This window comes from Stenotrophomonas sp. PS02289 (genome assembly GCF_029960115.1).
In the GTDB taxonomy this organism is placed as follows: Bacteria; Pseudomonadota; Gammaproteobacteria; order Xanthomonadales; family Xanthomonadaceae; genus Stenotrophomonas.
In genome coordinates this window covers 21127-43496 of sequence record NZ_JASCOZ010000005.1, presented here as the reverse complement: position 1 = coordinate 43496, position 22370 = coordinate 21127, and the positions used below count along the sequence as shown (strand labels likewise).

24 protein-coding genes are annotated in these 22370 nt (G+C 65.7%); 10 read left to right on the top strand and 14 right to left on the bottom strand.

Annotation, left to right across the window (positions count from 1 at the left end):
* Positions 1-25: 25 nt before the first annotated feature.
* Positions 26-517 (bottom strand): GNAT family N-acetyltransferase, encoded by a 492-nt coding sequence (locus tag QMX83_RS01490; RefSeq protein WP_282294901.1) that lies wholly within the window; start codon positions 515-517, stop codon positions 26-28.
* 162 nt (positions 518-679) lie between these two features.
* On the opposite strand from QMX83_RS01490, the gene QMX83_RS01485 reads away from it, so the two are divergent.
* Positions 680-1141, top strand: coding sequence for a hypothetical protein (locus QMX83_RS01485; protein ID WP_282294900.1), 462 nt, complete (start codon positions 680-682; stop codon positions 1139-1141).
* Positions 1142-1151: 10 nt separating this feature from the next.
* Here the strand turns inward: QMX83_RS01485 and QMX83_RS01480 are convergent, their stop codons facing one another.
* A complete protein-coding gene (locus QMX83_RS01480; protein WP_282294899.1) occupies positions 1152-2021 on the bottom strand; it encodes an NmrA/HSCARG family protein in 870 nt (289 codons plus the stop codon).
* A 99-nt stretch (positions 2022-2120) separates the two neighbouring features.
* On the opposite strand from QMX83_RS01480, the gene QMX83_RS01475 reads away from it, so the two are divergent.
* The 4 genes from QMX83_RS01475 (at position 2121) to accC (ending at position 5508) form a co-directional block, all read left to right on the top strand.
* Complete coding sequence (locus QMX83_RS01475) at positions 2121-3017, top strand: LysR family transcriptional regulator (protein WP_282294898.1); 897 nt, start codon at positions 2121-2123, stop codon at positions 3015-3017.
* Between the two features lie 154 nt (positions 3018-3171).
* Positions 3172-3609: a type II 3-dehydroquinate dehydratase gene (gene aroQ, locus QMX83_RS01470; RefSeq protein ID WP_282294897.1), complete on the top strand. Its 438-nt coding sequence runs from the start codon at positions 3172-3174 to the stop codon at positions 3607-3609.
* A gap of 44 nt (positions 3610-3653) precedes the next feature.
* The gene (accB, locus tag QMX83_RS01465; protein ID WP_125362305.1) at positions 3654-4130 is read left to right on the top strand and encodes an acetyl-CoA carboxylase biotin carboxyl carrier protein; all 477 of its coding nucleotides are present in this window, start codon (positions 3654-3656) and stop codon (positions 4128-4130) included.
* Between the two features lie 10 nt (positions 4131-4140).
* Positions 4141-5508 (top strand): acetyl-CoA carboxylase biotin carboxylase subunit, encoded by a 1368-nt coding sequence (gene accC / locus QMX83_RS01460; protein WP_282294896.1) that lies wholly within the window; start codon positions 4141-4143, stop codon positions 5506-5508.
* A 50-nt stretch (positions 5509-5558) separates the two neighbouring features.
* Here accC and QMX83_RS01455 read toward each other — a convergent pair whose 3' ends face one another.
* From QMX83_RS01455 to QMX83_RS01445, 3 genes are all read right to left on the bottom strand, one after another.
* Entirely contained in the window at positions 5559-7328 is a 1770-nt protein-coding gene (locus QMX83_RS01455; RefSeq protein WP_282294895.1) for a hypothetical protein, read from the bottom strand.
* Between the two features lie 185 nt (positions 7329-7513).
* Positions 7514-7885, bottom strand: a complete 372-nt coding sequence (locus QMX83_RS01450) for a hypothetical protein (RefSeq protein WP_282294894.1) — start codon at positions 7883-7885, stop codon at positions 7514-7516.
* Positions 7882-8841 (bottom strand): hypothetical protein, encoded by a 960-nt coding sequence (locus tag QMX83_RS01445; protein ID WP_282294893.1) that lies wholly within the window; start codon positions 8839-8841, stop codon positions 7882-7884. The genes QMX83_RS01450 and QMX83_RS01445 overlap by 4 nt, the downstream gene beginning before the upstream one ends.
* Positions 8842-9012: 171 nt before the next feature.
* Between QMX83_RS01445 and prmA the strand changes: the two genes are divergently transcribed.
* The 3 genes from prmA to fis all read left to right on the top strand — a co-directional run bounded on the left by prmA (position 9013) and on the right by fis (position 11142).
* Entirely contained in the window at positions 9013-9933 is a 921-nt protein-coding gene (gene prmA, locus QMX83_RS01440) for a 50S ribosomal protein L11 methyltransferase (RefSeq protein WP_282294892.1), read from the top strand.
* A gap of 29 nt (positions 9934-9962) precedes the next feature.
* Positions 9963-10736 carry a DUF3426 domain-containing protein gene (locus tag QMX83_RS01435; protein WP_282294891.1) on the top strand — a complete coding sequence of 258 codons (774 nt, stop codon included), beginning with the start codon at positions 9963-9965 and terminating at the stop codon, positions 10734-10736.
* 130 nt (positions 10737-10866) lie between these two features.
* Positions 10867-11142, top strand: coding sequence for a DNA-binding transcriptional regulator Fis (gene fis, locus QMX83_RS01430; protein WP_125360167.1), 276 nt, complete (start codon positions 10867-10869; stop codon positions 11140-11142).
* A 44-nt stretch (positions 11143-11186) separates the two neighbouring features.
* Here the strand turns inward: fis and QMX83_RS01425 are convergent, their stop codons facing one another.
* From QMX83_RS01425 to QMX83_RS01400, 6 genes are read right to left on the bottom strand one after another with little or no spacing between them, the layout of a single operon-like run.
* Positions 11187-12167, bottom strand: coding sequence for a phosphatidate cytidylyltransferase (locus tag QMX83_RS01425; RefSeq protein WP_282294890.1), 981 nt, complete (start codon positions 12165-12167; stop codon positions 11187-11189).
* Entirely contained in the window at positions 12164-12796 is a 633-nt protein-coding gene (locus QMX83_RS01420; protein WP_282294889.1) for a lysophospholipid acyltransferase family protein, read from the bottom strand. The genes QMX83_RS01425 and QMX83_RS01420 overlap by 4 nt, the downstream gene beginning before the upstream one ends.
* Before the next feature lie 39 nt (positions 12797-12835).
* Complete coding sequence (locus tag QMX83_RS01415; protein WP_282294888.1) at positions 12836-13255, bottom strand: hypothetical protein; 420 nt, start codon at positions 13253-13255, stop codon at positions 12836-12838.
* Positions 13252-14583 carry a phosphatase PAP2/dual specificity phosphatase family protein gene (locus tag QMX83_RS01410; RefSeq protein WP_336618941.1) on the bottom strand — a complete coding sequence of 444 codons (1332 nt, stop codon included), beginning with the start codon at positions 14581-14583 and terminating at the stop codon, positions 13252-13254. Before QMX83_RS01410 ends, QMX83_RS01415 begins: the two co-directional genes overlap by 4 nt.
* The gene (locus QMX83_RS01405) at positions 14576-16333 is read right to left on the bottom strand and encodes a bifunctional alpha/beta hydrolase/class I SAM-dependent methyltransferase (RefSeq protein WP_282294887.1); all 1758 of its coding nucleotides are present in this window, start codon (positions 16331-16333) and stop codon (positions 14576-14578) included. The genes QMX83_RS01410 and QMX83_RS01405 overlap by 8 nt, the downstream gene beginning before the upstream one ends.
* Positions 16334-16370: 37 nt before the next feature.
* The gene (locus QMX83_RS01400; RefSeq protein ID WP_282294886.1) at positions 16371-16976 is read right to left on the bottom strand and encodes a CDP-alcohol phosphatidyltransferase family protein; all 606 of its coding nucleotides are present in this window, start codon (positions 16974-16976) and stop codon (positions 16371-16373) included.
* 77 nt (positions 16977-17053) lie between these two features.
* Between QMX83_RS01400 and purH the strand changes: the two genes are divergently transcribed.
* Positions 17054-18637, top strand: a complete 1584-nt coding sequence (gene purH / locus QMX83_RS01395; protein WP_282294885.1) for a bifunctional phosphoribosylaminoimidazolecarboxamide formyltransferase/IMP cyclohydrolase — start codon at positions 17054-17056, stop codon at positions 18635-18637.
* 68 nt (positions 18638-18705) lie between these two features.
* Positions 18706-19992: a phosphoribosylamine--glycine ligase gene (gene purD / locus QMX83_RS01390; protein ID WP_282294884.1), complete on the top strand. Its 1287-nt coding sequence runs from the start codon at positions 18706-18708 to the stop codon at positions 19990-19992.
* A 69-nt stretch (positions 19993-20061) separates the two neighbouring features.
* Here the strand turns inward: purD and rpoH are convergent, their stop codons facing one another.
* The 3 genes from rpoH to QMX83_RS01375 all read right to left on the bottom strand — a co-directional run bounded on the left by rpoH (position 20062) and on the right by QMX83_RS01375 (position 21884).
* Positions 20062-20937: an RNA polymerase sigma factor RpoH gene (gene rpoH / locus QMX83_RS01385; RefSeq protein ID WP_282294915.1), complete on the bottom strand. Its 876-nt coding sequence runs from the start codon at positions 20935-20937 to the stop codon at positions 20062-20064.
* Between the two features lie 297 nt (positions 20938-21234).
* A complete protein-coding gene (locus tag QMX83_RS01380; RefSeq protein ID WP_282294883.1) occupies positions 21235-21543 on the bottom strand; it encodes a hypothetical protein in 309 nt (102 codons plus the stop codon).
* Positions 21543-21884, bottom strand: coding sequence for a hypothetical protein (locus tag QMX83_RS01375; protein ID WP_282294882.1), 342 nt, complete (start codon positions 21882-21884; stop codon positions 21543-21545). The genes QMX83_RS01380 and QMX83_RS01375 overlap by 1 nt, the downstream gene beginning before the upstream one ends.
* Positions 21885-22370: the final 486 nt, after the last annotated feature.

Below are 22370 nucleotides of genomic sequence, written 5' to 3'. Positions count from 1 at the left end.
TTTATGCAACCCTCAACTGGCGCGCTCACCACGAATACCGCATCGCCACATCGCAGCGCTGATAGCGCGCGCCGTAAGTCGCCATGATCTCCGCGTCGTGGCGGAAACCGAGCTTTTCATACAGGTGGATCGCCGCCTCGCACTTGGCGTTGCTGAGCAGATACAACGGCGATGCCTGCAGCGCTGCCGCGCGCTCAAGGACTGCCGCCAGAAGAAACTCGCCCACCTTCAAGCCGCGCGCACTCTCGCGCACGCCCATCTTGGTCAGCTCGTAGCCGTTGTCAGCCGACTTCTGCAGTGCGCAGGTGCCGACGATGCCCAGTCCTTGGGCCTCCACGAACAGGATCACCCCGCCTTTGTCGATGATGTTGCGACGCGGATGCTGCAGCACCTCGCGGTCGGTGTCCTCCAGCTTGAACATGGCGTTGATCCACTCCGCGTTGATGTCGTGGAAGTGGTGGGCTAGGTCGTCGCTGAATTCGTGGATGGTCAGGGTGGAAGGTATCGGGGCAGTCATGGCGCGTGGCATCTCAGGGGTGCTGATGGATTCATACCACTCCCCGCGTCGGTTGGCGACCGGCGTCTTTGAATGTCGCTGCATCGCCGTCTGCGCTGGTGTTGATCACCGCACCCCGGCATCATGTCATCCTTGTTCACAGGGATGGTGTGGTGCGCCGGTATGCGTCTTGAACTGTTTGGCTTCGAGCTGGACTCCAGCAAGTCATCGTCATGGGCGCTCATGGCCGGCGCCATCGTAATTTCGCTGCTTGTCTTCTTTGCGACCGCCAGGAGCCGAGGTGCCGCCATGGACACCCGGATCCGGGACGCCATTGGCTTCGAGCTGCCCGAAGGACTGGGCCCAGAATGGACGGACCGCCGTAGACGCAGGGAGCTCATCCCGACCGATCTCCGGTCCCGTGGCTATCGCCTGCCCGACGCCCTCGCGCAGGAACTGCTGGGCAGCTGCGAAGCGCGCGGCGGTCAGCTGATGGCCTCCAATGATGTGGCCGCTCGCTACCCCGAGCTGATCAAGCACATTCATTACGACACCACCAGCTGCGTACTGAGCCGGACGACACCGAAACGTTCGGTGTCGATGCTGCATGAGAACCGCCTGACGGTACTGATGTTCGGAAGATGAAAGGCGGGTTTCAGCCTTCTGCAAGCGCACCTTCCACGAACCCCCGGTACGACCGCAGCGGCCGCCCCAGCAACTGCATCAGACGCTCCACATCGCCAGCCGCTGGCAGCATGCCGTCGGAGATGAAGCGTTCGGCCATCTGGCGCATGTCGTAGGCCATCCACGGCGGCATGAACTGGCGCAGGTTTTGTTCGAACCCCGTGGTATCGTCGCCACCGTAGGCGATGGAGCGACCGAGCACGTCGCTCCAGATCCCCGCAACATCCGCGCCGGTCAGGGCTTCCGGTCCGACCAGATTCAGCCGGGTCAGGGCGGCGTCAGCGGCGGCCGCATCACGGGCGATCAGCTCCAGTGCCGCGATCTCGGCAATGTCGCGGGTATCGATCATCGCCAGCCCCTTGCTGCCGATCGGCATCGGGTACACGCCATAGCCCTGCACCACGTCCTTGACCGTCAGATCGTTGTCCATGAAGTAGGCCGGGCGCAGGATCGTGGCGCTGAAACCCATCTGCTCGATCATGCGTTCCACACCGTACTTGCCGGCGAAGTGCGGCACGTTGACGTAGCGGTCGCTGTGGATCACCGACAGGTAGACCACCCGCTTCACGCCCGCCTCGCGGGCGATGTTGAGGGTGATCAGTGCCTGGGTGAACTCGTCAGCCACCACCGCGTTGAGCAGGAACACGGTCGACACCCCGTTGAAGGCGGCGCGTAGGGCATCGACGTCCAGCTGATCGCCCTGATGCAGTTCGACGCCTTCAGGCAGATTGGCGGTGGCCGGGTTGCGGACCAGCGCACGCACCGTGGCACCGCGCTGGAGGAGATGCTGGACGACCTGACGGCCGACGGTGCCGGTGGCTCCGGTAACAAGATGGGTCATGGGTGACTCCGTGATTGGGTTGGGAGGCCTCATGGTTGTTGATCCGCAATCGGACCGATAGCCCATATACTTGGACCACCTGTCTCACTGGCGGAACACATGGACCTGCTCGCCCTGGCCGACTTCACCCTCGTAGCCCGACATGGCGGCTTCGGCCGCGCCGCACGTGCTGCCGAGCGTCCCAAGGCCACCCTGTCGCGTCGGGTCGGCGAGCTGGAGGCCAGCCTGGGCGTGCGTCTTTTCGAACGCGGCTCGCACACGCTCAAGCTCACCGAGGAAGGTCACGCCCTGTATGCGCGTACCGAATCCCTGCTGACGGAGCTGGACGAGGCCACTACCTCGATCGCCAGCGGCGGCGACATTCCGCGCGGCCGCTTGCGGGTCAGTGCTCCGCTGCTGTTTTCGCAGATGGCGCTGGGAAAGATCGCCGCACGTTTTGCGCAGCGGCATCCGCAGGTGCAGCTGGAAATCACGACCGAGGACCGTGCCGTGGACATGGTCGAGGAAGGCTATGACCTGGTGATCCGGGTCAACCCGAAGACGGACGAGCGACTGGTCGGCCGGGTGCTGCTGCGCGACCGCTTGGTCGTCGTCGCGCATCCGGATCTGACCTTGCCGGCCGGCAACGACGCCGTGCCGGCGGTGGTCCGCCCTTCCAGCGATGCCGCCGGCTGGGAGCTGGCGACGCCGCGCGGCAACCGCCACGTCGCGATCGCGCCGGTGCTGCGGTTGGCCTCGCTGATCATGATCCGCGACGCGGCCCGCGCCGGCACGGGAGCCGCGCTGCTGCCCTACTCACTGGTTGCCTCTGATCTTCGGTCCGGGCGACTGGCGGCGTGGGGCGATGCGAAGGGGCCACCGATCGAGATCTGGGCGCTGTACCCGTCCCGGCGGCTGCTCAGCGCGCGGGTATCGGCGTTCCTGAACTGTCTGAAGGCGGCGTTTCCTCAGGGCGACCCTGAAGAGCTGGCCAACTTCGCCGAACAGGCAGGCTAAGACCGGTTCACGTAGCCCCGTGCCGGTGCAGGCCATAAGCGTCAAGCGTTCCGCCGGATTTTCAAACGATTGATTGAAACACGCGTAACTTCGCCGAACTGGACACCATCCACCGCATCCGCCAGACTTCGCCCTTTCCGATTCCGTGGTCCCCATGGCGAAACTGCTGGTCCTGCATGGCCCCAACCTCAACCTGCTCGGCACCCGCGAGCCGGGGGTGTATGGGCACACCACGCTGGCGCAGATCGACCAGGCCCTGCTGGCCCAGGCCGAGGCGGCCGGGCACGCGGTGGAGAGCCTGCAGTCCAACGCCGAGCACATCCTGGTGGATCGCGTGCAGGCCGCCCGTGAAGACGGTACCGCGTTCATCCTGATCAATCCGGCCGCGTTCACCCACACCTCGGTCGCGCTGCGCGACGCGCTGGCGGCGGTGGACGTGCCGTTCATCGAAATCCACCTGTCCAACCCGCACAGCCGCGAACCGTTCCGCCAGCACAGCTATTTCAGCGACAAGGCGGTGGGTGTGGTCTGTGGCTTCGGGGCCGACAGCTACCGCTATGCCATGGACGCCGCACTGACGCGGCTGTCCTGAGCGTTCCTTCTTACCGACCCCCATACACGACCAACGAGGCCTCCATGGACCTGCGCAAAATCAAGAAGCTGATCGACCTGCTGGAAGAGTCGAACCTGGCTGAAATCGAAATCAAGGAAGGCGAAGAGTCGGTGCGCCTGTCGCGCGCTCCGGTAGCCGGTTATGCCCCCGCTCCTGTGCAGATGATTGCCCCGGCTCCGGTGGCTGCCGCCCCGGCCATGCCGATGCAGTCGCCGACCGAAGCCTCCACCGGCGGCACCGCCAAGCCGGGCCCGGCCCTGCCGGAAGGCCACGTGCTGCGTTCGCCGATGGTCGGCACCTTCTACGCTTCGGCCGCTCCGGACAAGCCGGCCTTCGTGTCGGTCGGCCAGCAGGTGAAGGCAGGCGAAACCCTGGCCATCATCGAGGCGATGAAGATGTTCAACCCGATCGAAGCCGACGTCGCCGGCACCATCGTCGCCATCCTGGGCGAAAACGGCCAGCCGGTCGAATTCGACCAGCCGCTGTTCGTGATCGGCTAAGGACGCGTCCATGCTCGACAAAGTCGTTATTGCCAACCGAGGGGAGATCGCGCTGCGCATTCTGCGCGCGTGTCACACCCTGGGCATCCGCACGGTGGCCGTGCATTCCACGGTCGACCGCAACCTCAAGCACGTCGCCATGGCCGACGAGTCGGTCTGCATTGGCCCGGCCCCGTCGCCGGAAAGCTACCTCAACATTCCGGCGCTGATCGCAGCCGCCGAAGTGACCGATGCGCAGGCCATCCACCCGGGTTACGGCTTCCTGTCGGAGAACGCCGACTTTGCCGAGCGCGTGGAAGAGTCCGGCTTCATCTTCATCGGTCCCAAGGCCGACACCATCCGCATGATGGGCGACAAGGTTGAAGCCATCCGCGCGATGAAGTCCGCCGGCGTGCCGTGCGTGCCCGGCTCGGGCGGCCCGCTGGGCGAGGACATCGTCGCCAACACCAAGATCGCCCGTGAGATCGGTTACCCGGTCATCATCAAGGCGGCCGGTGGCGGCGGCGGTCGCGGTATGCGCGTGGTGCACGCCGAAGCCTCGCTGAAGACCTCGATCGAAACCACCAAGAGCGAGGCCAAGGCCGCGTTCGGCAATGGTGAGGTGTACATGGAGAAGTTCCTGGAGAATCCGCGTCACGTGGAAATCCAGGTGCTGGCCGACGGCCAGGGCAACGCCATCCACCTCGGTGAGCGCGACTGCTCGATGCAGCGCCGCCACCAGAAGGTGGTGGAAGAAGCACCGGCTCCGGGCATCAGCCAGGAACAGCGCGAGCAGATCGGCAAGGTCTGCGTGGAAGCCTGCATCCGCATCGGTTACCGCGGCGCTGGCACCTTCGAGTTCCTCTACGAAGACGGCCGTTTCTACTTCATCGAAATGAACACCCGTATCCAGGTGGAACATCCGGTGACGGAAATGGTGACCGGTATCGACCTGGTCGCCGAGCAGCTGAAGATCGCCGCTGGCCAGAAGCTCAGCATCAAGCAGAGCGACATCGTCCTGACCGGCCACGCCATCGAATGCCGCATCAACGCTGAAGATGCTGAAACCTTCGTACCCAGCCCGGGCACCATCACCGGCTTCCATCCGCCGGGTGGTCCGGGCGTGCGCGTGGATACGCACATCTACAGCGGCTACCGCGTGCCGTCGAACTACGACTCGATGATCGGCAAGCTGATCGTGCACGGGCCGGACCGCGAAACCGCCATCGCGCGCATGCGCGTGGCACTGAGCGAAATGGTGGTGGACGGCATCAAGACCAACGTGGCCCTGCAGCAGCGCATCATGCGCGACAAGGGCTTCCAGGCCGGTGGACAGAACATCCACTACCTGGAAAAGCGTCTGGCCGAGCGCAAGACCAAGCCGATCGCGCTGACCTGATCGAGCGGTTCCAGAGAAGCCCGGTGCACGCGCACCGGGTTTTTTTTGGCTTAAGCAAGCGGCAGCACGGTGGCGCCCGCTTGCCCCAGCGCCTGCCGTGTCACTCCCGCCTCCCGCAGGCACAGCTCTCCCGGTCGCACCGCATCCACCACATACACTCGTCCGTCGTCGATCACCACTTCGGCCTCGTCACGCAGGGTGTGCAGCCCGGTGGGATGGGCACTGCGACGCATGTCCAGCTCCATCACCACATGCATCTGGTCGGCCTCCAGGGGTCGTCCAGCCAGTTCCTGCAGCGCGACGCTGCGATCGCCACTGGCGCGAACGAAGCTGCGCAGGTAGATCGTCTGCCCAACGTGCAGGCTGTTGAAGAGCGCCTCGGACATGACGGTGCCGCGATACACACGCCCGGGGTAGGCCGGTATGCGCGCCAAGGCCTGCTGCAGGGTCCGCACCTCCCGGTCAAGGTCCTGCCGCTGATGGGATGGCACCGGATCCTGGTGAAGGAAGTCGTTCAGACGCACCTCCCCGGCACCGTAATAGTTCACCAGCGCCGCTCTCTCCAGCTGCCGCAGGTGGACGTGCGGAAGGTGACGAACCGCATGCTCGTACACGTCCGACGCCGTACGACTGGCCAGACCACGATGCGCGTTCAGCTCGGCCTGCGTGAGTGTGTGCGGACCGGTCGCCATCGGCGACTCGGCAATGTCGATCAAGCCCGATCCAGCACTCGTTCTGTCGGGCACATGCGCCCGGCGCGGCAAGTGCACCGTCATGCGCTCGCAGCGGCCGTAGCGGTGGGTCTTGACCGGAAAGTAGCGATCCTCCAGGCGCAAATAGCCATGCAGCCGCTCACCGCGCATATGCCAGTACCAGCCGGGACGCTGCGGGTCCGCCGAGAATCCACGGTGCTGTGCCTGCGCTTCGGTAACGCCGAGCCGCAGATGCTGGCGCAGCACGGAGGTGAGCTCGGGCGAGTAAGGCGAACGGTGGCAGATGCTGTCGGGCGCGCGGCGGCAGCGCACGGCCACTGCGGGTTCTGACTCGCCCCCCTCGGCGGCCGCGTCCGCGCGCAAACGGAAACGGCCGTCCTGTCGGATCAGGGGTACCCCGCCGATCACCGCACTGTCGGCGCTCAGTTCGGTCACTGGGTAGTACGCACCGTCGACCTGCACGGCGCGGCCCATCTTGCCATTGCCTTTGTCCAGATAGAGATGCATGCCGGTTTCGTCCGCCGGCTGAAGCTGGATCTGCTCCGGGTCCAGCGCCGGCTGCTGGCGGATGGCGTGTACGGCGGGCGAAAAGATCGCAATGCTCGATGGCCCCCATGAGGCGGGAAGCGGCTCCGCGCGCAGCCCCCCGCCCAATGAGAGCACCGCATCCCCCATGAGCTCGGGGGATACTGGCTTGTTGTCCAATATGTCGCCGACCGCTTTTAGACCGACAGCGACCAATTGGATCAGCCCTGGAGCCTCCGGGCCCAGGATCTCGCCCTCCGCGAAGCTGGCACCGACGTCGCCGATCTCCAGCACCGTCTTCTCCAGCTCGCCGTCCGGAGGTGGGCAGTCATGGCTGAGAATGCGATAGGCCCACTTCTGGCCCAGATGCACGGTGCCGGTGAACGGATGACCCAGGAAGTCGCCTACCCCAAGCAGCACTTTGGACACCTTGAGTGGTGTCGCAGGTGGACAGTTCACCGCACGCGGGTTCTGCGACGACGCTGCGGTTGCGTCGCCTTCGGAACGAAAGGAAGTGGGTCGGGCGCTGGCTGCGTTGCTGATCAGCAGCAGCACCATGATCACCTGCCAGGGGCTGTCCAACTGCAGGTTCCTGGGTGACACCGAAAGCTTCTGTCGCGCGAGCTTGCGGTGTACGTGATTACGGGACTGCCCGGTCTCGTGAACCGCTTGTAGTGCTCCAATGGGCAAACCGATCTCCTGGATCAAACTCGGGGGCGGAAGAAGTAATCCACCCGCACCGAGCCGTCCATTCGATTTGTTTCAACTCAGCGCGCGGCGTCAGCTGCCGTGACCTGGGTGTCCTTTACCGGAGCCACGCCCAGCGTGGAGGTCGGATCGACAATCACCATCGTTTCGGTCGAGCCATCCGGCCATACCACCTGGAAGGTGCTGCCAGCCGGCAGTGACGCAAATGGCATGCCGCTCTGCGCGCGGTACACCGCGGCCACCTGGCTCGCCCCGGCCCGGCGCACGTCTTCCTGCACCTTCACCGACGTCAGCTTCACCTTGGACAGATTGCGGTAGCGGTCGTCGTAGGTGTCGATCAACACCAGGCCCACCGCACCGGCTGAGTAGGCCACGAACAGCGCCACCCAGAACCAGAATTTCGCGCCATGCAGGAATCGACGGTAGTTCATCGCCCGTTTCTCCGCTTGATCAGCTCTTCGACCAACGTCTTCATTTTCCCCGCACCTTGCCGCGAGACCGCAGCGTCATACACGAAACCAGAAAAATCCTGTCCACTGTCCTGCGAGCAGATCCCTCCGTTCGCACAGAAATTGTTCATCAGCACACTGTCCGGGCCACAGGCCATGCCCAGTTCGCAGGCAGCCAGACGCCAGGCCAGTTCACTGAACTGATCACCGGCCACCAAGCCCTCCAGTGCCGCGTCGCCGGCCGCACGCTGGCCCATGGCCGGCGACAGCGCCATGAAGGCTTCCGGGTCGCGCGAATCCAGCACGCGCTCAACCAGGCCGCGTCGATACTCAGACGTCGGCTGCAGCGGCTGACCGTCAGCCATCAGCGCCGCTTCGGCCGCCAGATTGCCTGCCTGTGCGGCCTGCAGCCGCTGGGTAAGAATCAACTTGCGGCCGAGGCCGTCTGCAGCGACAAACCCGCCACAGCGCCGCGCCACCCGTTCGCGCGCCTCCACGATGGGCGCGCTGCTGTTCATGCCCATGCTGCTGAGCAGATGGTTGTCCAGCTGGTAGCCACCCGGGTCCATCGCATACAGCGCGCAGTAGTCGTAGACACGACTGACCATCCAGCGCGCTTCGGCGTTGCCTTCCGCGGCCTGCTGGCGCAGCCGCTGGGCATAGGCAAACAAGTCGGTGTCACCTTCGATGTCGGCACGGATGTCCAGCGGCAAGCCGGACGGCACCGCGTTCGGACGTTCCATGGTGATCAACTGGCGCGCCAGGTCCTGCGGATGGAACACCGCAGTGGACGCCGCCGCAGGCAGTTCGGCCGCCGTCACTTCGGCATGATCGGCCGGTGCCAGTACACGACCGCCCGCGCGGTAACCCACCACCCCCAGCAAGGCCAGGGCCGGAACCACCAGCAACCAGGTTTTGAGGGTGGGCACAAACGTCATGTTTAGTGGGCCGGGCCACGATACGGACAGCGCAACCCCCAGTTTATCAAGCTGTCGCCCGGCTGCCTGAACATGATTGAGGCTGAATTCTCACCAAATGGTGAGATCTTCCGGGCAGGGCCGTGCGCAATCGTCTAGCATGCTCGCTTTCCCGCCTGTTGCTGCCCGCCCATGCCGTATCTGGAACTCACCCTGCACTGCACCGAAGCCACCCAGCCCCGTTACGAGAATGCGCTGGATGATGTGGGCGCACTGGCGGTGACCCTGCTGGATGCCGATGCGGACACCAGCAACGAACGCGCCATTCTGGAGCCGGGTGTGGGCGAGACGCCGCTGTGGAACGACCTGGTGCTCAGCGCCCTGTTCCCCGCCGACACCAATGCATTGGCCCTGCTGGCCGCGCTGGAGGCCTTCGATCCGGGACTGGCCTGGGAAAGCGCCAGCTTCCGTGCGGTGGAAGATGAAGACTGGGAACGCGCCTGGCTGGATCAGTTCCAGCCGATGGCATTCGGGTCCCGCACCTGGATTGTGCCGTGGAACCATGAGCTGCCCGAGGCGGCGCAGGGCGCCGATGCGGCCGTGGTACGACTGGACCCGGGCCTGGCGTTCGGCTCGGGCACGCACCCGACCACCGCGCTGTGCCTGCGCTGGCTGGACAGCCTGGCCGAAGAAGGCGTGCTGGAAGGCCGCACCGTCCTCGACTTCGGTTGTGGCTCGGGCATTCTGGCCCTGGCCGCACTCAAGCTGGGTGCCGCGCAGGCGGTGGGCGTGGACAACGACCCGCAGGCCGTGATCGCCACCGGCGACAACGCAGAGCGCAATGGCGAGCAACACCGGATGCAGGTGTACCTGCCCGCCGACGAACCGCAGGCCACCTACCCCGTGGTGGTGGCCAACATCCTGGCCTCGGCACTGGATGCATTGGCCGAGGTGCTGGCCGCACGCGTGGCACCGGGCGGCCGCATTGCGCTGTCCGGCATTCTGCACGGCCAGGAAGACGAGCTGCTGCAGCGCTACGCCGCCTGGTTCGATCAGCTGGAAGCCACCCGCGAAGACGACTGGATGCGCATCACCGGCGTCCGTCGTGCTTGAATAGCAGCACCTTCGCCCGGCCCTGACGCATGACCGAGCCCACCCCGCCACCACGCCGCCCTCTGGCCACGTTCCTGCGTGCCACGCCCGGACCTGCTGCCGCTTCAGAGCCGTCCGCCGAGGACGCGCCCGAACGGGCAGCACCGGCCGAAGAGGCGCTGCAGGCCCACGTGCCTGCAACGGAAGCAGAAGCGGCTGAAGAAGCGATTCCCGCAACGGAACCGCCGAGCGAGCCGCCGGTCGCCGAACCGGAACCCGTGCCGGCAGCCGCTTCCGCGCAGGAAGAACCGACCGTGGTGGCTCCCAGCTTCACCCGTGCACCTGCTGCCGCGCCGCGCGCGCCGCGTTGGCAATGGGGCCTGGTCGGTGGCCTGGTGGCGTTGCTGGTGGTGCAGATCATGGTGGCCGACCGCGCCAACCTCGCTGCCGACGCCGGCAGCCGGCCGTGGGTGGCCGGACTGTGCAGCGTGCTGCGCTGCAGCCTGCCTGCCTGGCATGAGCCGACCGCTTTCAGCATGATCAGCCGTGACGTGCGGCCGGTCCCCACCCAGCCCGGCGCGCTGCAGGTACAGGCCAGCTTCCGCAACGATGCCCGCTGGGCGCAGGCGTGGCCATTGCTGCGCCTGTCGCTTTCCGATGCCGACGGCCGTGTGATCGGCACCGGCGTGTTCGCACCCCAGGACTATCTGGGCCCCGGCGGCGATGCGGCGTCCATACTTGAACCGGGGCAAAGCGCACAGATCGCGTTCCGGGTTCGTGAACCCGCCGCCTCGACGGTCGCGTTCACCTTTGAGTTTCTGTAAGCGTTCACTGCTGTAACCCTTTATTGCGCGTTCTGGCATGGCGGGGGCCACCGGCACGCGCTAGACTGGTCGCCTTCGTCTTTCCGTCCGGGGCTGCGGTCCGCCCCGGCATTCGCATCCGGGATTCTTCTTGAACGCAGTCTTTTCTCGTCCTGACACCAGTCGTGGCGCGGCCAAGCCACCGCTGCGCGAACACGTAGCCCAGTCGGTCCGGCGCTATCTGCGCGACCTGGATGGCTGTGATGCCGATGACGTGTACGAGATCGTCCTGCGCGAGATGGAAATTCCGCTGTTCGTGGAAGTGCTCAACCACTGCGAAGGCAACCAGAGCCGCGCCGCGGCGATGCTGGGCATCCACCGCGCCACGCTGCGCAAGAAGCTCAAGGAATACGGCATCGCCACCTGAGGTGCCAGACGACGGTAGGTGCCGACCGTTGGTCGGCACGCGCTTCAACCCCAGAAATAACGCACCAGGTGGAAGAACACCGGCGCGGCAAAGCACACCGAATCCAACCGATCGAGCATGCCGCCATGGCCCTCGATCATGTGGCCCCAGTCCTTGATCCCGCGATCGCGCTTGATCGCCGACATCACCAGGCCACCCCAGAACCCCATCAGGTTGATCGCCAGCGACATCCCGAACGCCTGCCACGGCGTGAACGGCGTCAGCCACCACAGCGCCGCGCCCAGCGCGCTGGCCGAGAGCACCCCGCCGACGAAGCCCTCCACCGTTTTCGACGGCGAGAGCTTCGGTGCGATCAGGTGCCGGCCCAGCAGCTTGCCCCAGATGTACTGCAGCACGTCCGAGGACTGCACCACGATCACCAGGAAGGCGAACAGCAGCAGGTTGCGCGCCGGCTCCACGCCCTCCAGGCGGAGGTTCAACAGCGCCGGCACGTGCGAAATGCAGAACACGCAGATCATCAGCCCCCACTGCACCTTGGAGGTGCGCTCCAGGTAGTGGGTGGTGTCACCGCCGATGGTCGCCAGGATAGGCAGGAACAGGAACGCGTAGACCGGAATGAGCAGCGTGTACATGCCGTACCAGTCGGTCCACACCAGCCAGTACTGCCATGGCAGCACCACATAGAACGCGGCCAGCAGCGCGTAGTAGTCGCCGGCGCGGGTCGGCGTGAGGGTAATGAACTCGCGCAGCGCGAACAGCGAGACGATCGCGAACAGTACGATCACACCGGTGCGGCCGAAGAAGAACGCCAATGCCACCACCGCCGCCATCACCCACCACGCACGGATGCGCGAGACGAGGTTGGCAACGACGCTGCTGGGCGCATGCCGGGTGCGCCAGCGCAGCGTCTCGGCGATCACCGTGGCCACCACCAGCACGGCCGCAATACCGGCAAACAGCAGGCGGGTCTGCGCATGGGTGGAAAGCTGCGCAACGTGCGCGGCGAGGTTCTGCAGGGCGATCATGCGCCACTCCGTGCCGGCTGCGGATCCAGCGCGAGCAGGGCCTGACGCGCGCGGTCGAGGAACTGCTGCTTGTCCTCGCCGGCGTTCAACCGCAGCGGCTCGCCGAAGGTGGTGGTGCACAGCAGCGGCAACGGCAACCAGCGCCCCTTGGGCATCACGCGCTTGAGGTTGTCGATCCACACCGGCACGAACTCCAGTTCGGGCCGTTGCCGCGCCAGGTGGTAGATGCCGCTTTTGAACGGCAGCAGGCCTTCCTCGGGGTTGCGCGTGCCTTCTGGAAACAGGATCAAGGAGTTGCCTTCATCCACCGCCTGGCACAGGCACGCGATCGGATCCTGCTGCCGTGCCGTGCGCTCGCGCTCGATCAGCACGCCGTTGAACACGGCATGGATCAGATAGCGGCGCAGACCGTCGCGCTGCCAGTACTCGGCGGCCGCCACGGGACGTACCTGGCGGCGCAGCTGCACCGGCAGCGACGACCAGATCAGCACGAAGTCACCGTGGCTGGCATGGTTGCCGTAGTACACGCGATGGTCGCTCGACGGCGCGCAGCCCTGCCACAGCGCGCGTGCCCCGGTCAGGGTGCGGATCGCACCACTGCAGCCACGCGCCACCAGATCAGCCAGCATCAAAGATCCCCCGCATGTATCGTTTCTCCCCGTTCCCCTTCATCCGCGCAGCCAGATCGCGCAGAGCAGCAGCAACACCTGCACCATCAGCGCGATGCATTGCCCCCGCAGCAAGCCGCGCATGCCCTGCCAGCGGTCCGCCCAGCTGCGTTGCGCCTGTGCCGTTGCACGCAGCCCGAGGGCGGCCAGCGCCGCGTCCAGACGCGTCGGATCGTCATCGTTCCCGGTGGCGGCAAAGGCCTCCAGCAACGCGTGATCGAAGTTGACCCGCAGCGCGTAACCCGCCTGCACCGCTCCGGCCATCAGCGAGAACAACGCCGCACCGCTGGACACGGTGGTCAGCGGACCCAGGCACAGCAGGGCCAGCGCGGCGGCCGCGCACAACCAGGCCACCGACGCCAGGCCGCGGCCCTGTCGCAGGATGGCCGCCATGGTGCGGATCTGCATCAGGTCGCTCATGCGTTCACCTGCAGTGAGCCGTGCGACTCGGGGAGGAGAAGCGCCTGTTCGATGGCGCGGCGATGCCGTGGCTTCAGCACGATCCACGGACAATCCAGTGCCAGCAACGCCACCGCGTTATCGGCACTGTCGGCGCGACCGCTCAGGCACAACCAGGTCGCCAGCGCTGCGGCGCTGCGTGAGTAGCCCAGTGCGCAGCACACCAGCACGCTGCCGCGTCGGTGGCCGTGCGCGATCGCCTCGGCGGCCCTGCGCAGCGCTGCGGGTGTCGGGGTCGCAAGGTCCAGCATTGGTATGTGGCGGTAGTGGCGTACGCGCCCGCGGAACGGCAGCTCGGCACAGACATCCACCACCGTCGTCGGCTGCAACGCGGCACCCGCCTCGGGCAGTCGACCCAGCCAGACACCTTCGATCACCTGTTGCGGCTGCGGCATGCGCCGCGTCCACCAGCGCGAGTTGCCCCACGCGGCCAGCAGATAGGGGGCGAGCAGCCAGGTCGCCGCCATGCTCAAGCGGCCATCTTCCTGTTTCTGGAACACCGCAGCGCCCAGGCCGGCATAGGCCAGCGCAACCAGAGCCAGCGACAGCGCCGGCCACCCCAGCCACAGCGCCCAACCGCCCAGATGCAGCGCCAAGGCCGCGCATCCTGCACTGCCGAGTGCATACAGCACCGCCAGCTTCCAGCGCACCGGGTCACGCGCGGTCTGCCATGCGGCCAACGGCGAGCGCGCTTCAATCGGCCACATCCACACGCACAGCCAGCCCACCGCCACGCCGGTGGGCACGTCAATGAAATGGTGCTGCCAGGTGGTCAGCACCGACAGCCCGATGAGGCCGAACCACACATGCAGCGCCGCACGCCACCACCCCTGCAGATGCTGCTGGTAGCGCACCCACAGCACCACCAGCAGCACGATGTGCAGCGAGGGTGCCTGGTTGAACGGTTTGTCGAAGCCCAGCAGCACGTCGAACAGCCAGCCGAACACGCCGCCGGTTTCCGGTCGTTCCAGGCTGAAGCGCAGCGGCCACAGCAGGAAGCACGTCACCGACAGCAGCTGCGCCGTCAGCAGCCGTCGCGCATGCGCATCCAGCTCGGCGCGATAGGTACAGATGAAGAACGAGGCCACGTAGAACAGATCGATGGACCAGTACGGCACGATGGTCCAGGCCTGGAACGGGATCCGCGCTTCCCATCCAAACACGATGGACGGCACAAACGACCGCAGCGACGCCAGGTGATTGGCCAGGCCGTAGCTGAGGAAGAAGAACGGCCCCAGCACGGCCAGCCACAGCAGCGCGCGTCGCCACGGGCGCGCACCCTCAGCCATGGGTCACCCGTCGTGCCAGTGAAACGGTGAAGATGCCGAACGCATCGATGCGCTGCTCGACCTTCTCGAATCCGGCCAACCGCACCAGTTCGTCCATCTCCTGCTGGGTGCGCCGACGCATGACCCACGCCGCGCCTTCGCGGTGGCTGGTGAGTGCGCGCGCGATGAACTCCAGCTGCGGGTGCCAAGGCTGCCCGGTGTAGACCAGGTAGCCGCCGTCACGCATCGCCGCTGCAATGCCCTGGAGTGAACGTGACACCGCGTCGTTATCGGCAAACAACTCGTACAGGCCCGAGACAATCGACAGCGTTGGGCCCACCGGCAGCGCGGCCAAGGATTGCGCATCGAAGGCATCGCCCTGTTCGAAGGTGGCGATGTCGTCCGCATTGAACTGGCGGATCAGCGCCCTGCCCTGCTCTACGTTGAGCGGGCTGAAGTCGCGCAGCAGAATGGCGTCTGCGCGCTGATCGCCCTGCGCCAGGTCATCCAGCGCGTAGCGGCCATGACCGGCCGCCACGTCCATGACCCGCACCGGCTGTCCCTGCGCGCGCAGCAGCCGGGCTGCTTGCTGCAGCAACTCACGCACATGCGTGCGACGGATGCGGATGCCGCGCCAGCCGATCGCGTCCAGGTAGTTACGGTCCACCATGCGCCCCAACGGACCACGGCCGCGCGCCTCGTTGCGGTAGATGTAGTCCAGGGTGCTGCCCGAATCAAAACCGGTCTGCAGCCCCAGTGCGATGCCTTCGGAGAGGTTGCCGCCGAAGCGCAGCCCGGCGCGGGTGAAGCGCCAGTACAGGTCCTGCAGGCTGTTGCGCTGCGGTGGCCACGCCAGCACTTCTGCTTCATTGAAGGTCGGCCCCTGGCGGTGCGCATCACGCAGGCTGGGGCGCACCAGCGGCGCGGCGAAGCGCTCGCCCAAAAAGCGACGGATGGCGGCGATGGCGGGCGCGCGGTCGTGCTCGCCCAGCGTGTCGTGGAAGAAGCCCGGCAGCAGGTGACGTTCCTTCACCGGGCTGGACAGGCGCTCGTAGAAGCGGTCCTGCGGTGCGCGGTGCACCACGAAGTCCGAGCCGGACACCAGCAACTGGGTCGGCACGGTGATCGCCTGCGCATCGCCAACCACGCGTTCGGCCGCCTCGTAAAGACCCAGCAGCACACGCACCGAGATCGGCCGGGTGATCAAATCGTCGCTGCGGTAACTCTCGACGCGTGCCGGGTCATGGGTCAACCACTGCGGCTTGACGTAGCTGTTGACGAAGAAGTTGCCACGCAGCTTCTGCATCAGCTTCAGCCCCGGCACCGCCAACGGCACATACAGCTTCACCTTGAAGGCCGGCGAGGCGAGCACCAGCGCCCGCAGCGGCGGCGCGTAGTCGTGCACCCAGGTGGCCGCCACCACGGCACCGACGCTCTGGGCGACGATGGCGATGTCTTCCACCGCGATGCCATGCTGCTCGCCGATCAGCGCGATGAAGCGGTCCAGGTCGCGCACCAGTGCGTCAAAACCCGGCGCATCGCCGCGTACGCCGGGTGACCGGCCGTTGCCGCGCGCATCCCAGGCGAACACCGCCGCATCCGGCATGTCGAGTTCATCCACCAGATGGACCACCCGGCCCGAGTGCTCATGGCCCCGGTGCAGCAGAACGACGGCCTTCGCCGGAGTCGTTCCGGTGGTGGCCGGCCAGTACCGGTAGAACAGCTCCTGGCCATCAAAACTGTGAAACGTCAGCTGTTGCTCTACGCGCATGCATCACTCCGTTGTGCATCCAGCGGCCAGGGGCGGGTCAGCCCGCTTCCGCCAATCCATTGCGTACCCGTCGCCAGGTGGTCAGCGCGCACAACGCTGCTGCCGCCCACGCCACGTAACCCACCCAGGCCCCGTCCAGCCAGCCCAGCGCCAAGCCACATCCTGTCACGCCCACTACAAAAGCACGATCACTTTTACCCATGGGGCCGTCGTAACGGCGGCTGGCCCCGACCATCAGCCCCAGCACCCCGGCGTACTCGCACACCGCTGCCGCCCAGACCAGGGCCCACAGCGCCGTGGCAGACACGCCGGGCACGCTGAGCAGGCTGAGGTACAGCGCCGCGTCAGCGATGACGTCGCACAGCTCGTTGAGATAGGCCCCGAGCCGGGACTGCTGGCCGAACTCCCGGGCCAGCATGCCGTCCACGGCGTTCAGGGCCATCCGCAGCAGCATCCAGCCGGGCAGCAGCACATACAGCCATGGCTGGCCGGGAGCCCAGACGTAAACGGCACAGGCCACGCCGAGCGAGACCAGCGCGGCCGCCACGGTGACCGCATTGGCGGTGACGCCGGCCCGGTACAAGGCTCCCACGGCCGGCCGCAGCAGGCCCTGGAAGCGTCCTTTCAGTGCATAGATCGACACGAATCCTTTCCCGCGGTCGAAGGCAGATGCCGCTCAGCCTACAATATGCACCCGCTCCGCTTCGAACTGCCGCCCCCATGAGTTCCGATCTGCTGCCCGTGCGCCGGGCCCTGCTCTCCGTTTCCGACAAAACCGGTCTGATCGACCTGGCCCGTGCCCTGGCCGCCCGCAACGTGGAACTGCTGTCCACGGGCGGCACCGCCAAGGCGATCCGCGACGCCGGCCTGCCGGTCAAGGATGTGGCCGACGTCACCGGCTTCCCGGAAATGATGGACGGGCGGGTCAAGACCCTGCACCCGGTGGTCCACGGCGGCCTGCTCGGTCGCGCCGGCCTGGACGAGGCCGTCATGGCCGAACACGGCATTGCCCCGATCGACCTGCTGGTGCTGAACCTGTACCCGTTCGAGTCGGTCACCGCCAAGGCCGACTGCACCCTCGCCGACGCCGTCGAGAACATCGACATCGGCGGCCCGGCCATGCTGCGTTCGGCGGCCAAGAACTTCGCCCGCGTTGCCGTGGCCACCGACCCGGCGCAGTACGCCGAGCTGCTGGCCGAGCTGGACGCCAATGACGGCCAGCTCTCCGCCGCCAAGCGCTTTGCGTTCTCGGTCGCCGCGTTCAACCGCGTCGCCCAGTACGACGCTGCAATCAGCAACTACCTGTCCTCGGTGACCGCCACCGACGCCGCCGTGCCGGTGCGTGCCGAGTTCCCGGCGCAGATGAATTCCAACTTCCTCAAGGTGATGGACCTGCGCTACGGCGAGAACCCGCACCAGGCCGGCGCGTTCTACCGCGATCTGTACCCGGTGCCGGGCACCCTGGCCACCTTCCAGCAGCTGCAGGGCAAGGAACTGAGCTACAACAACCTGGCCGACGCCGACGCCGCGTGGGAATGCGTGCGTCAGTTCGACGCCCCTGCCTGCGTCATCGTCAAGCACGCAAACCCGTGCGGCGTGGCGGTGGGCGTCGCCAACGGCGATGCCTACGAGCTGGCCTACGCCACCGACCCGACCAGCGCCTTCGGCGGCATCATCGCCTTCAACAAGCCGCTCGACGCCGCCACCGCGCAGGTCATCCTCGACCGCCAGTTCGTCGAAGTGCTGATTGCCCCGGACTACGAGCCGGCCGCGCTGGAATACGCCCAGAAGAAGGCCAACGTGCGCGTGCTGCGCATTCCGCATGGCGACGGCCGCAACAACTACGACACCAAGCGCATCGGCTCGGGCCTGCTCGTGCAGAGCGCCGACAACCGTGGCATGAGCCGTGACGAGCTGAAGGTGGTGAGCCAGCTGGCTCCGACCGAGAAGCAGTTCGCGGACCTGCTGTTTGCCTGGAACGTGGCCAAGTTCGTGAAGTCCAACGCCATTGTGTATGCCAAGGACAACCGCACCATCGGCGTCGGTGCCGGCCAGATGAGCCGCGTGTATTCCGCGCGCATTGCCGGGATCAAGGCCGGTGATGCAAATCTGGTGGTGGAAGGTTCGGTGATGGCGTCTGATGCGTTCTTCCCGTTCCGCGACGGTATCGACGCGGCGGCAGCGGCCGGCATCAAGGCGGTGATCCAGCCGGGTGGTTCGATGCGCGACGCGGAAGTGATTGCCGCAGCGGATGAGCATGGGATCGCGATGGTGTTCACCGGCGTGCGTCATTTCCGGCATTGATGACACAGCGGGGACCGGGAGATGCCGGTCCCCGTTTTTCTTTCTACCCCTTTGTTGCGAGAACTGCCTTGAAAATCCTCGTCATCGGCTCTGGCGGCCGTGAACATGCCCTGGCCTGGAAGCTGGCCCAGTCCGCCCGCGTCAGCGAAGTGCTGGTGGCTCCCGGCAATGCCGGCACCGCGACCGAAGCCAAATGCCGCAACGTGGCCGTCAAGGTCACCGATCTGGACGGGCTGCTGGCGCTGGTGCAGGCCGAAGGTGTTGAGCTGACCGTGGTGGGCCCGGAAGTTCCGCTGGTCGCCGGCGTGGTGGACCGCTTCCGCGCTGCGGGCCACCGCATCTTCGGGCCGACCGCCAAGGCCGCGCAGCTGGAAGGCAGCAAGGCCTACGCCAAGGACTTCCTGGCCCGCCACAACATCCCGACCGCGTTCTATGCCGTACACACCGACGTGGACGCCGCGCTGCAGTACGTGCGTGAGAAGGGTGCACCGATCGTGATCAAGGCCGACGGCCTGGCCGCCGGCAAGGGTGTGATCGTGGCCATGACGCTGGACGAAGCCGAAGCCGCGGTGCGCGACATGCTCTCGGGCAATGCCTTCGGCGACGCCGGTGCACGCGTGGTGATCGAGGAATTCCTGGACGGCGAAGAAGCCAGCTTCATATCGATGGTGGACGGCAAGACCGCCCTGCCGATGGCGACCTCGCAGGACCACAAGCGCGTTGGCGATGGCGACACCGGCCCGAACACCGGCGGCATGGGCGCGTACTCGCCTGCCCCGGTGGTCACCGATGAGGTGCACGCCCGCGTCATGCGCGAAGTGGTGAACCCCACCGTGCAGGGCATGATCGCCGACGGCATTCCGTTCACCGGCTTCCTCTACGCCGGTCTCATGATTGATGCCAACGGCGCGCCGAAGGTGATCGAGTTCAACGTGCGCTTCGGCGACCCGGAAACCCAGCCGGTGATGCTGCGACTGCAGTCGGATCTGGTGGATCTGGTCCAAGCGGCCATCGACGAACGACTGCATGAGACCACCGCCCAGTGGGACCCGCGCCCGTCGCTGGGCGTGGTGATGGCCGCCTCGCCGTACCCGGAAACCCCGATCACCGGTGACGTGATCAGTGGTCTGGATCAGGTGCCGGCCAGCGCCAAGGTGTTCCATGCCGGCACCGCGCTGGACGCGCAGGGCCAGGTGCTCAGCGCTGGTGGACGCGTGCTGTGTGTGGCCGCGCTGGGTAACAGCGTCGGTGAGGCACAGGCGAACGCGTATGCCGGTGTGACCAAGGTCACGTGGGAACACGAGTTCCATCGTGGTGATATTGGGTGGCGCGCGATTGCGCGCGAGCAGGCGTAACACGCTCGTACTACGGACAACAAAAAACCCGGCAATGCCGGGTTTCTTGTTTGATGCTTCGCCGCAGGATCAGGCGGTAAACAACGCCTTCATCTTCTTCAGGGCGTTGGCTTCCACCTGGCGGATGCGTTCGGCGGAGACGCCGTACTCATCGGCCAGTTCCTGCAAGGTGACCTTGCTGTCTGCGTCCAGCCAGCGACGGCGGATGATGTCGCGCGAGCGGCCATCAAGCTCAGCCAGGCCTTCGCGCAGCAGCTGCAGCTGGTTGTCTTCGCTGTCAGCGCGCTCATAGGCCATCGACGGGTCTTCGTCGTTGGCAACCAGGAACGCAGCCGGCGACGGCGGGGCGTTGTCGTTGTCTTCGTCGGTCGGTGCGTCGAAACCGATGTCGCGACCGGACAGGCGCGATTCCATTTCCAGCACTTCGCGCTCGGAGACGTTGAGGTCCTTGGCCACGGCGCTGACTTCTGCCGCGTTCATCCAGCCCAGGCGGGTTTTGGACTTGCGCAGGTTGAAGAACAGCTTGCGCTGCGCCTTGGTCGTGGCGACCTTCACGATGCGCCAGTTCTTCAGGATGAACTCGTGCATTTCGGCACGGATCCAGTGCACGGCGAACGAGACCAGACGAACGCCCATGTCCGGGTCGAAGCGCTTCACCGCCTTCATCAGGCCGATGTTGCCTTCCTGGATGAGGTCGCCCAGGGCCAGGCCATAGCCGTTGTAGCCACGGGCCACGTGCACCACGAAGCGCAGGTGGGAATGGACCAGCTCGCGCGCGGCGTCCAGGTCCTGCTCGTCGCGGAAGCGGCGGGCCAAGTCCTGCTCGTCATCGACCGACAGCACCGGAATCTGGTGCACGGCACCGATGTAGGCGTCCAGCGAACCGAGCGCACTGGGAATCGGGAGATTGTTTGCCACAAGGGCAGTAGAGGTGTTCTGGCTCATGGTCGTCATTTTAGCAGTCCGGTATTTGGACTGCTGGGGGGTTAAAAAGTTCCAGTGTTCCGCAGGCGAAACGCTGGCTCAGATCACCCGTCTAACCTACAGGGAAATGGTGACAGTGGCGAGTGGCCGGAATTCTAGCAAAAAGGCCTGTATTTCAATGAGATAGGTTCAAAAACGTCATGGACGCGTCGTTTTGGGCCGGATAATCCCAGTCCGACGACCCCATTCAGGATGAAAACGTTGCCATGGATTCAGGGCGGAGGGGACGGCCCAGGCCCGTCCCCTCCCCTGTCAGGACTACCGGCGACCGAACTTCGGGCTGGCCCAGCCCTCGCGCCGCGCCCGGTCCACTTCATCTTCCTCGCCGTAGGCGGGAGGGTCGGCCGAGAGATCGACGATCTCGCCGGTGGCCACCGCCGCCTTGTCAATCATGTTGCTCCATACGGTGAGATCGACGACGTGCGGGTTGTAGTCGTAGGCGATCAGGCGGTCGACCAGCAGCCTCACCAGGTCTGGCGAAGGACAGCCTGTGCGGCGCGCAATGTCTTTAAGACGGCAGCGCATCTCGTCTTCCATCCTGAACTTGAACATGACCGGCCTTTTCATCAGCGGCTCCTCCGTCGGGGAGCGATGTGGCTGTACGGCAGCACCTCCGTGTAGCGCACCAAGCGGTCGAGCACGCGCGGCACATGCAGCGCCACCGGGCCATGCGGACCGATCACCCGGTAGAGCAGGAAGCCGTCACCGTACTCGGTACGGATGCGGGTGCCTGATCCCATACCGATCTGGCTGAGCCAGTGGCCGCGTGACATCAGGAAGGGGGTGGTGGGATCGTCGTAGATGTCCCACGGGATGCCGTGGCCAGCAGCAAGCTGGATCTCGTCGTCGTGATCTTCCGGCTGCGTGGATGTTTCAACTTCAGGGGAGTTTTCCCATTGCTTATGCATGGCACGTCCTCAACTGAGAATGCCCCTCGCCGGAATGGCGAGGGGAGGTCGGGAGGTTAGAAACCGTACATAACGAAGACGGGGGGCGTATTTCCCCTGAAGAGGGTGTTGTATTAGCCACCCTCCCGACCAAGGGACATCCGAACAGTAACGTTATGTAGGAGCTTCTAACCTCCGTCCGCGCACCATGACCTTCTGAAAATCGCAAAGAAATAGGCAAAAACGACGTCTTTCGTGGAATCTCGATGTCAATGCAATTCGATGGCGCATCCGCCCTCATTTGGTGAGAACTGCGTTCCAGAATTGAAGAGATCAATCGGCGCAGGTACCGGATTCGTGCCCGCGTGGTTCGGCGTCCGAACGTTGTGCACGACGCGGGACGTGCCAGGTGCGTCAATTTGCGCGAGGTACGACCCTGCGCCATGCACCCGAGACCCCGCAAGTTCAAGCAACGGCACCGGTCATTTGTCATGCGTTACCGAGCGT

Coding starts and splice junctions, on each gene's coding strand:
- QMX83_RS01480 (WP_282294899.1), bottom strand. CDS start 2,021: ATGACCCATCTTGTTACCGGAGCCACCGGCACCGTCGGCCGTCAGGTC.
- aroQ (WP_282294897.1), top strand. CDS start 3,172: ATGGCGAAACTGCTGGTCCTGCATGGCCCCAACCTCAACCTGCTCGGC.
- accC (WP_282294896.1), top strand. CDS start 4,141: ATGCTCGACAAAGTCGTTATTGCCAACCGAGGGGAGATCGCGCTGCGC.
- QMX83_RS01380 (WP_282294883.1), bottom strand. CDS start 21,543: ATGAAAAGGCCGGTCATGTTCAAGTTCAGGATGGAAGACGAGATGCGC.
- QMX83_RS01425 (WP_282294890.1), bottom strand. CDS start 12,167: ATGATCGCCCTGCAGAACCTCGCCGCGCACGTTGCGCAGCTTTCCACC.
- QMX83_RS01435 (WP_282294891.1), top strand. CDS start 9,963: ATGACCGAGCCCACCCCGCCACCACGCCGCCCTCTGGCCACGTTCCTG.
- QMX83_RS01445 (WP_282294893.1), bottom strand. CDS start 8,841: ATGACGTTTGTGCCCACCCTCAAAACCTGGTTGCTGGTGGTTCCGGCC.
- QMX83_RS01405 (WP_282294887.1), bottom strand. CDS start 16,333: ATGCGCGTAGAGCAACAGCTGACGTTTCACAGTTTTGATGGCCAGGAG.
- QMX83_RS01490 (WP_282294901.1), bottom strand. CDS start 517: ATGACTGCCCCGATACCTTCCACCCTGACCATCCACGAATTCAGCGAC.
- QMX83_RS01475 (WP_282294898.1), top strand. CDS start 2,121: ATGGACCTGCTCGCCCTGGCCGACTTCACCCTCGTAGCCCGACATGGC.
- QMX83_RS01415 (WP_282294888.1), bottom strand. CDS start 13,255: ATGAGCGACCTGATGCAGATCCGCACCATGGCGGCCATCCTGCGACAG.
- QMX83_RS01420 (WP_282294889.1), bottom strand. CDS start 12,796: ATGCTGGCTGATCTGGTGGCGCGTGGCTGCAGTGGTGCGATCCGCACC.
- QMX83_RS01485 (WP_282294900.1), top strand. CDS start 680: ATGCGTCTTGAACTGTTTGGCTTCGAGCTGGACTCCAGCAAGTCATCG.
- QMX83_RS01410 (WP_336618941.1), bottom strand. CDS start 14,583: ATGGCTGAGGGTGCGCGCCCGTGGCGACGCGCGCTGCTGTGGCTGGCC.
- purH (WP_282294885.1), top strand. CDS start 17,054: ATGAGTTCCGATCTGCTGCCCGTGCGCCGGGCCCTGCTCTCCGTTTCC.
- prmA (WP_282294892.1), top strand. CDS start 9,013: ATGCCGTATCTGGAACTCACCCTGCACTGCACCGAAGCCACCCAGCCC.
- accB (WP_125362305.1), top strand. CDS start 3,654: ATGGACCTGCGCAAAATCAAGAAGCTGATCGACCTGCTGGAAGAGTCG.
- rpoH (WP_282294915.1), bottom strand. CDS start 20,937: ATGAGCCAGAACACCTCTACTGCCCTTGTGGCAAACAATCTCCCGATT.
- QMX83_RS01375 (WP_282294882.1), bottom strand. CDS start 21,884: ATGCATAAGCAATGGGAAAACTCCCCTGAAGTTGAAACATCCACGCAG.
- QMX83_RS01450 (WP_282294894.1), bottom strand. CDS start 7,885: ATGAACTACCGTCGATTCCTGCATGGCGCGAAATTCTGGTTCTGGGTG.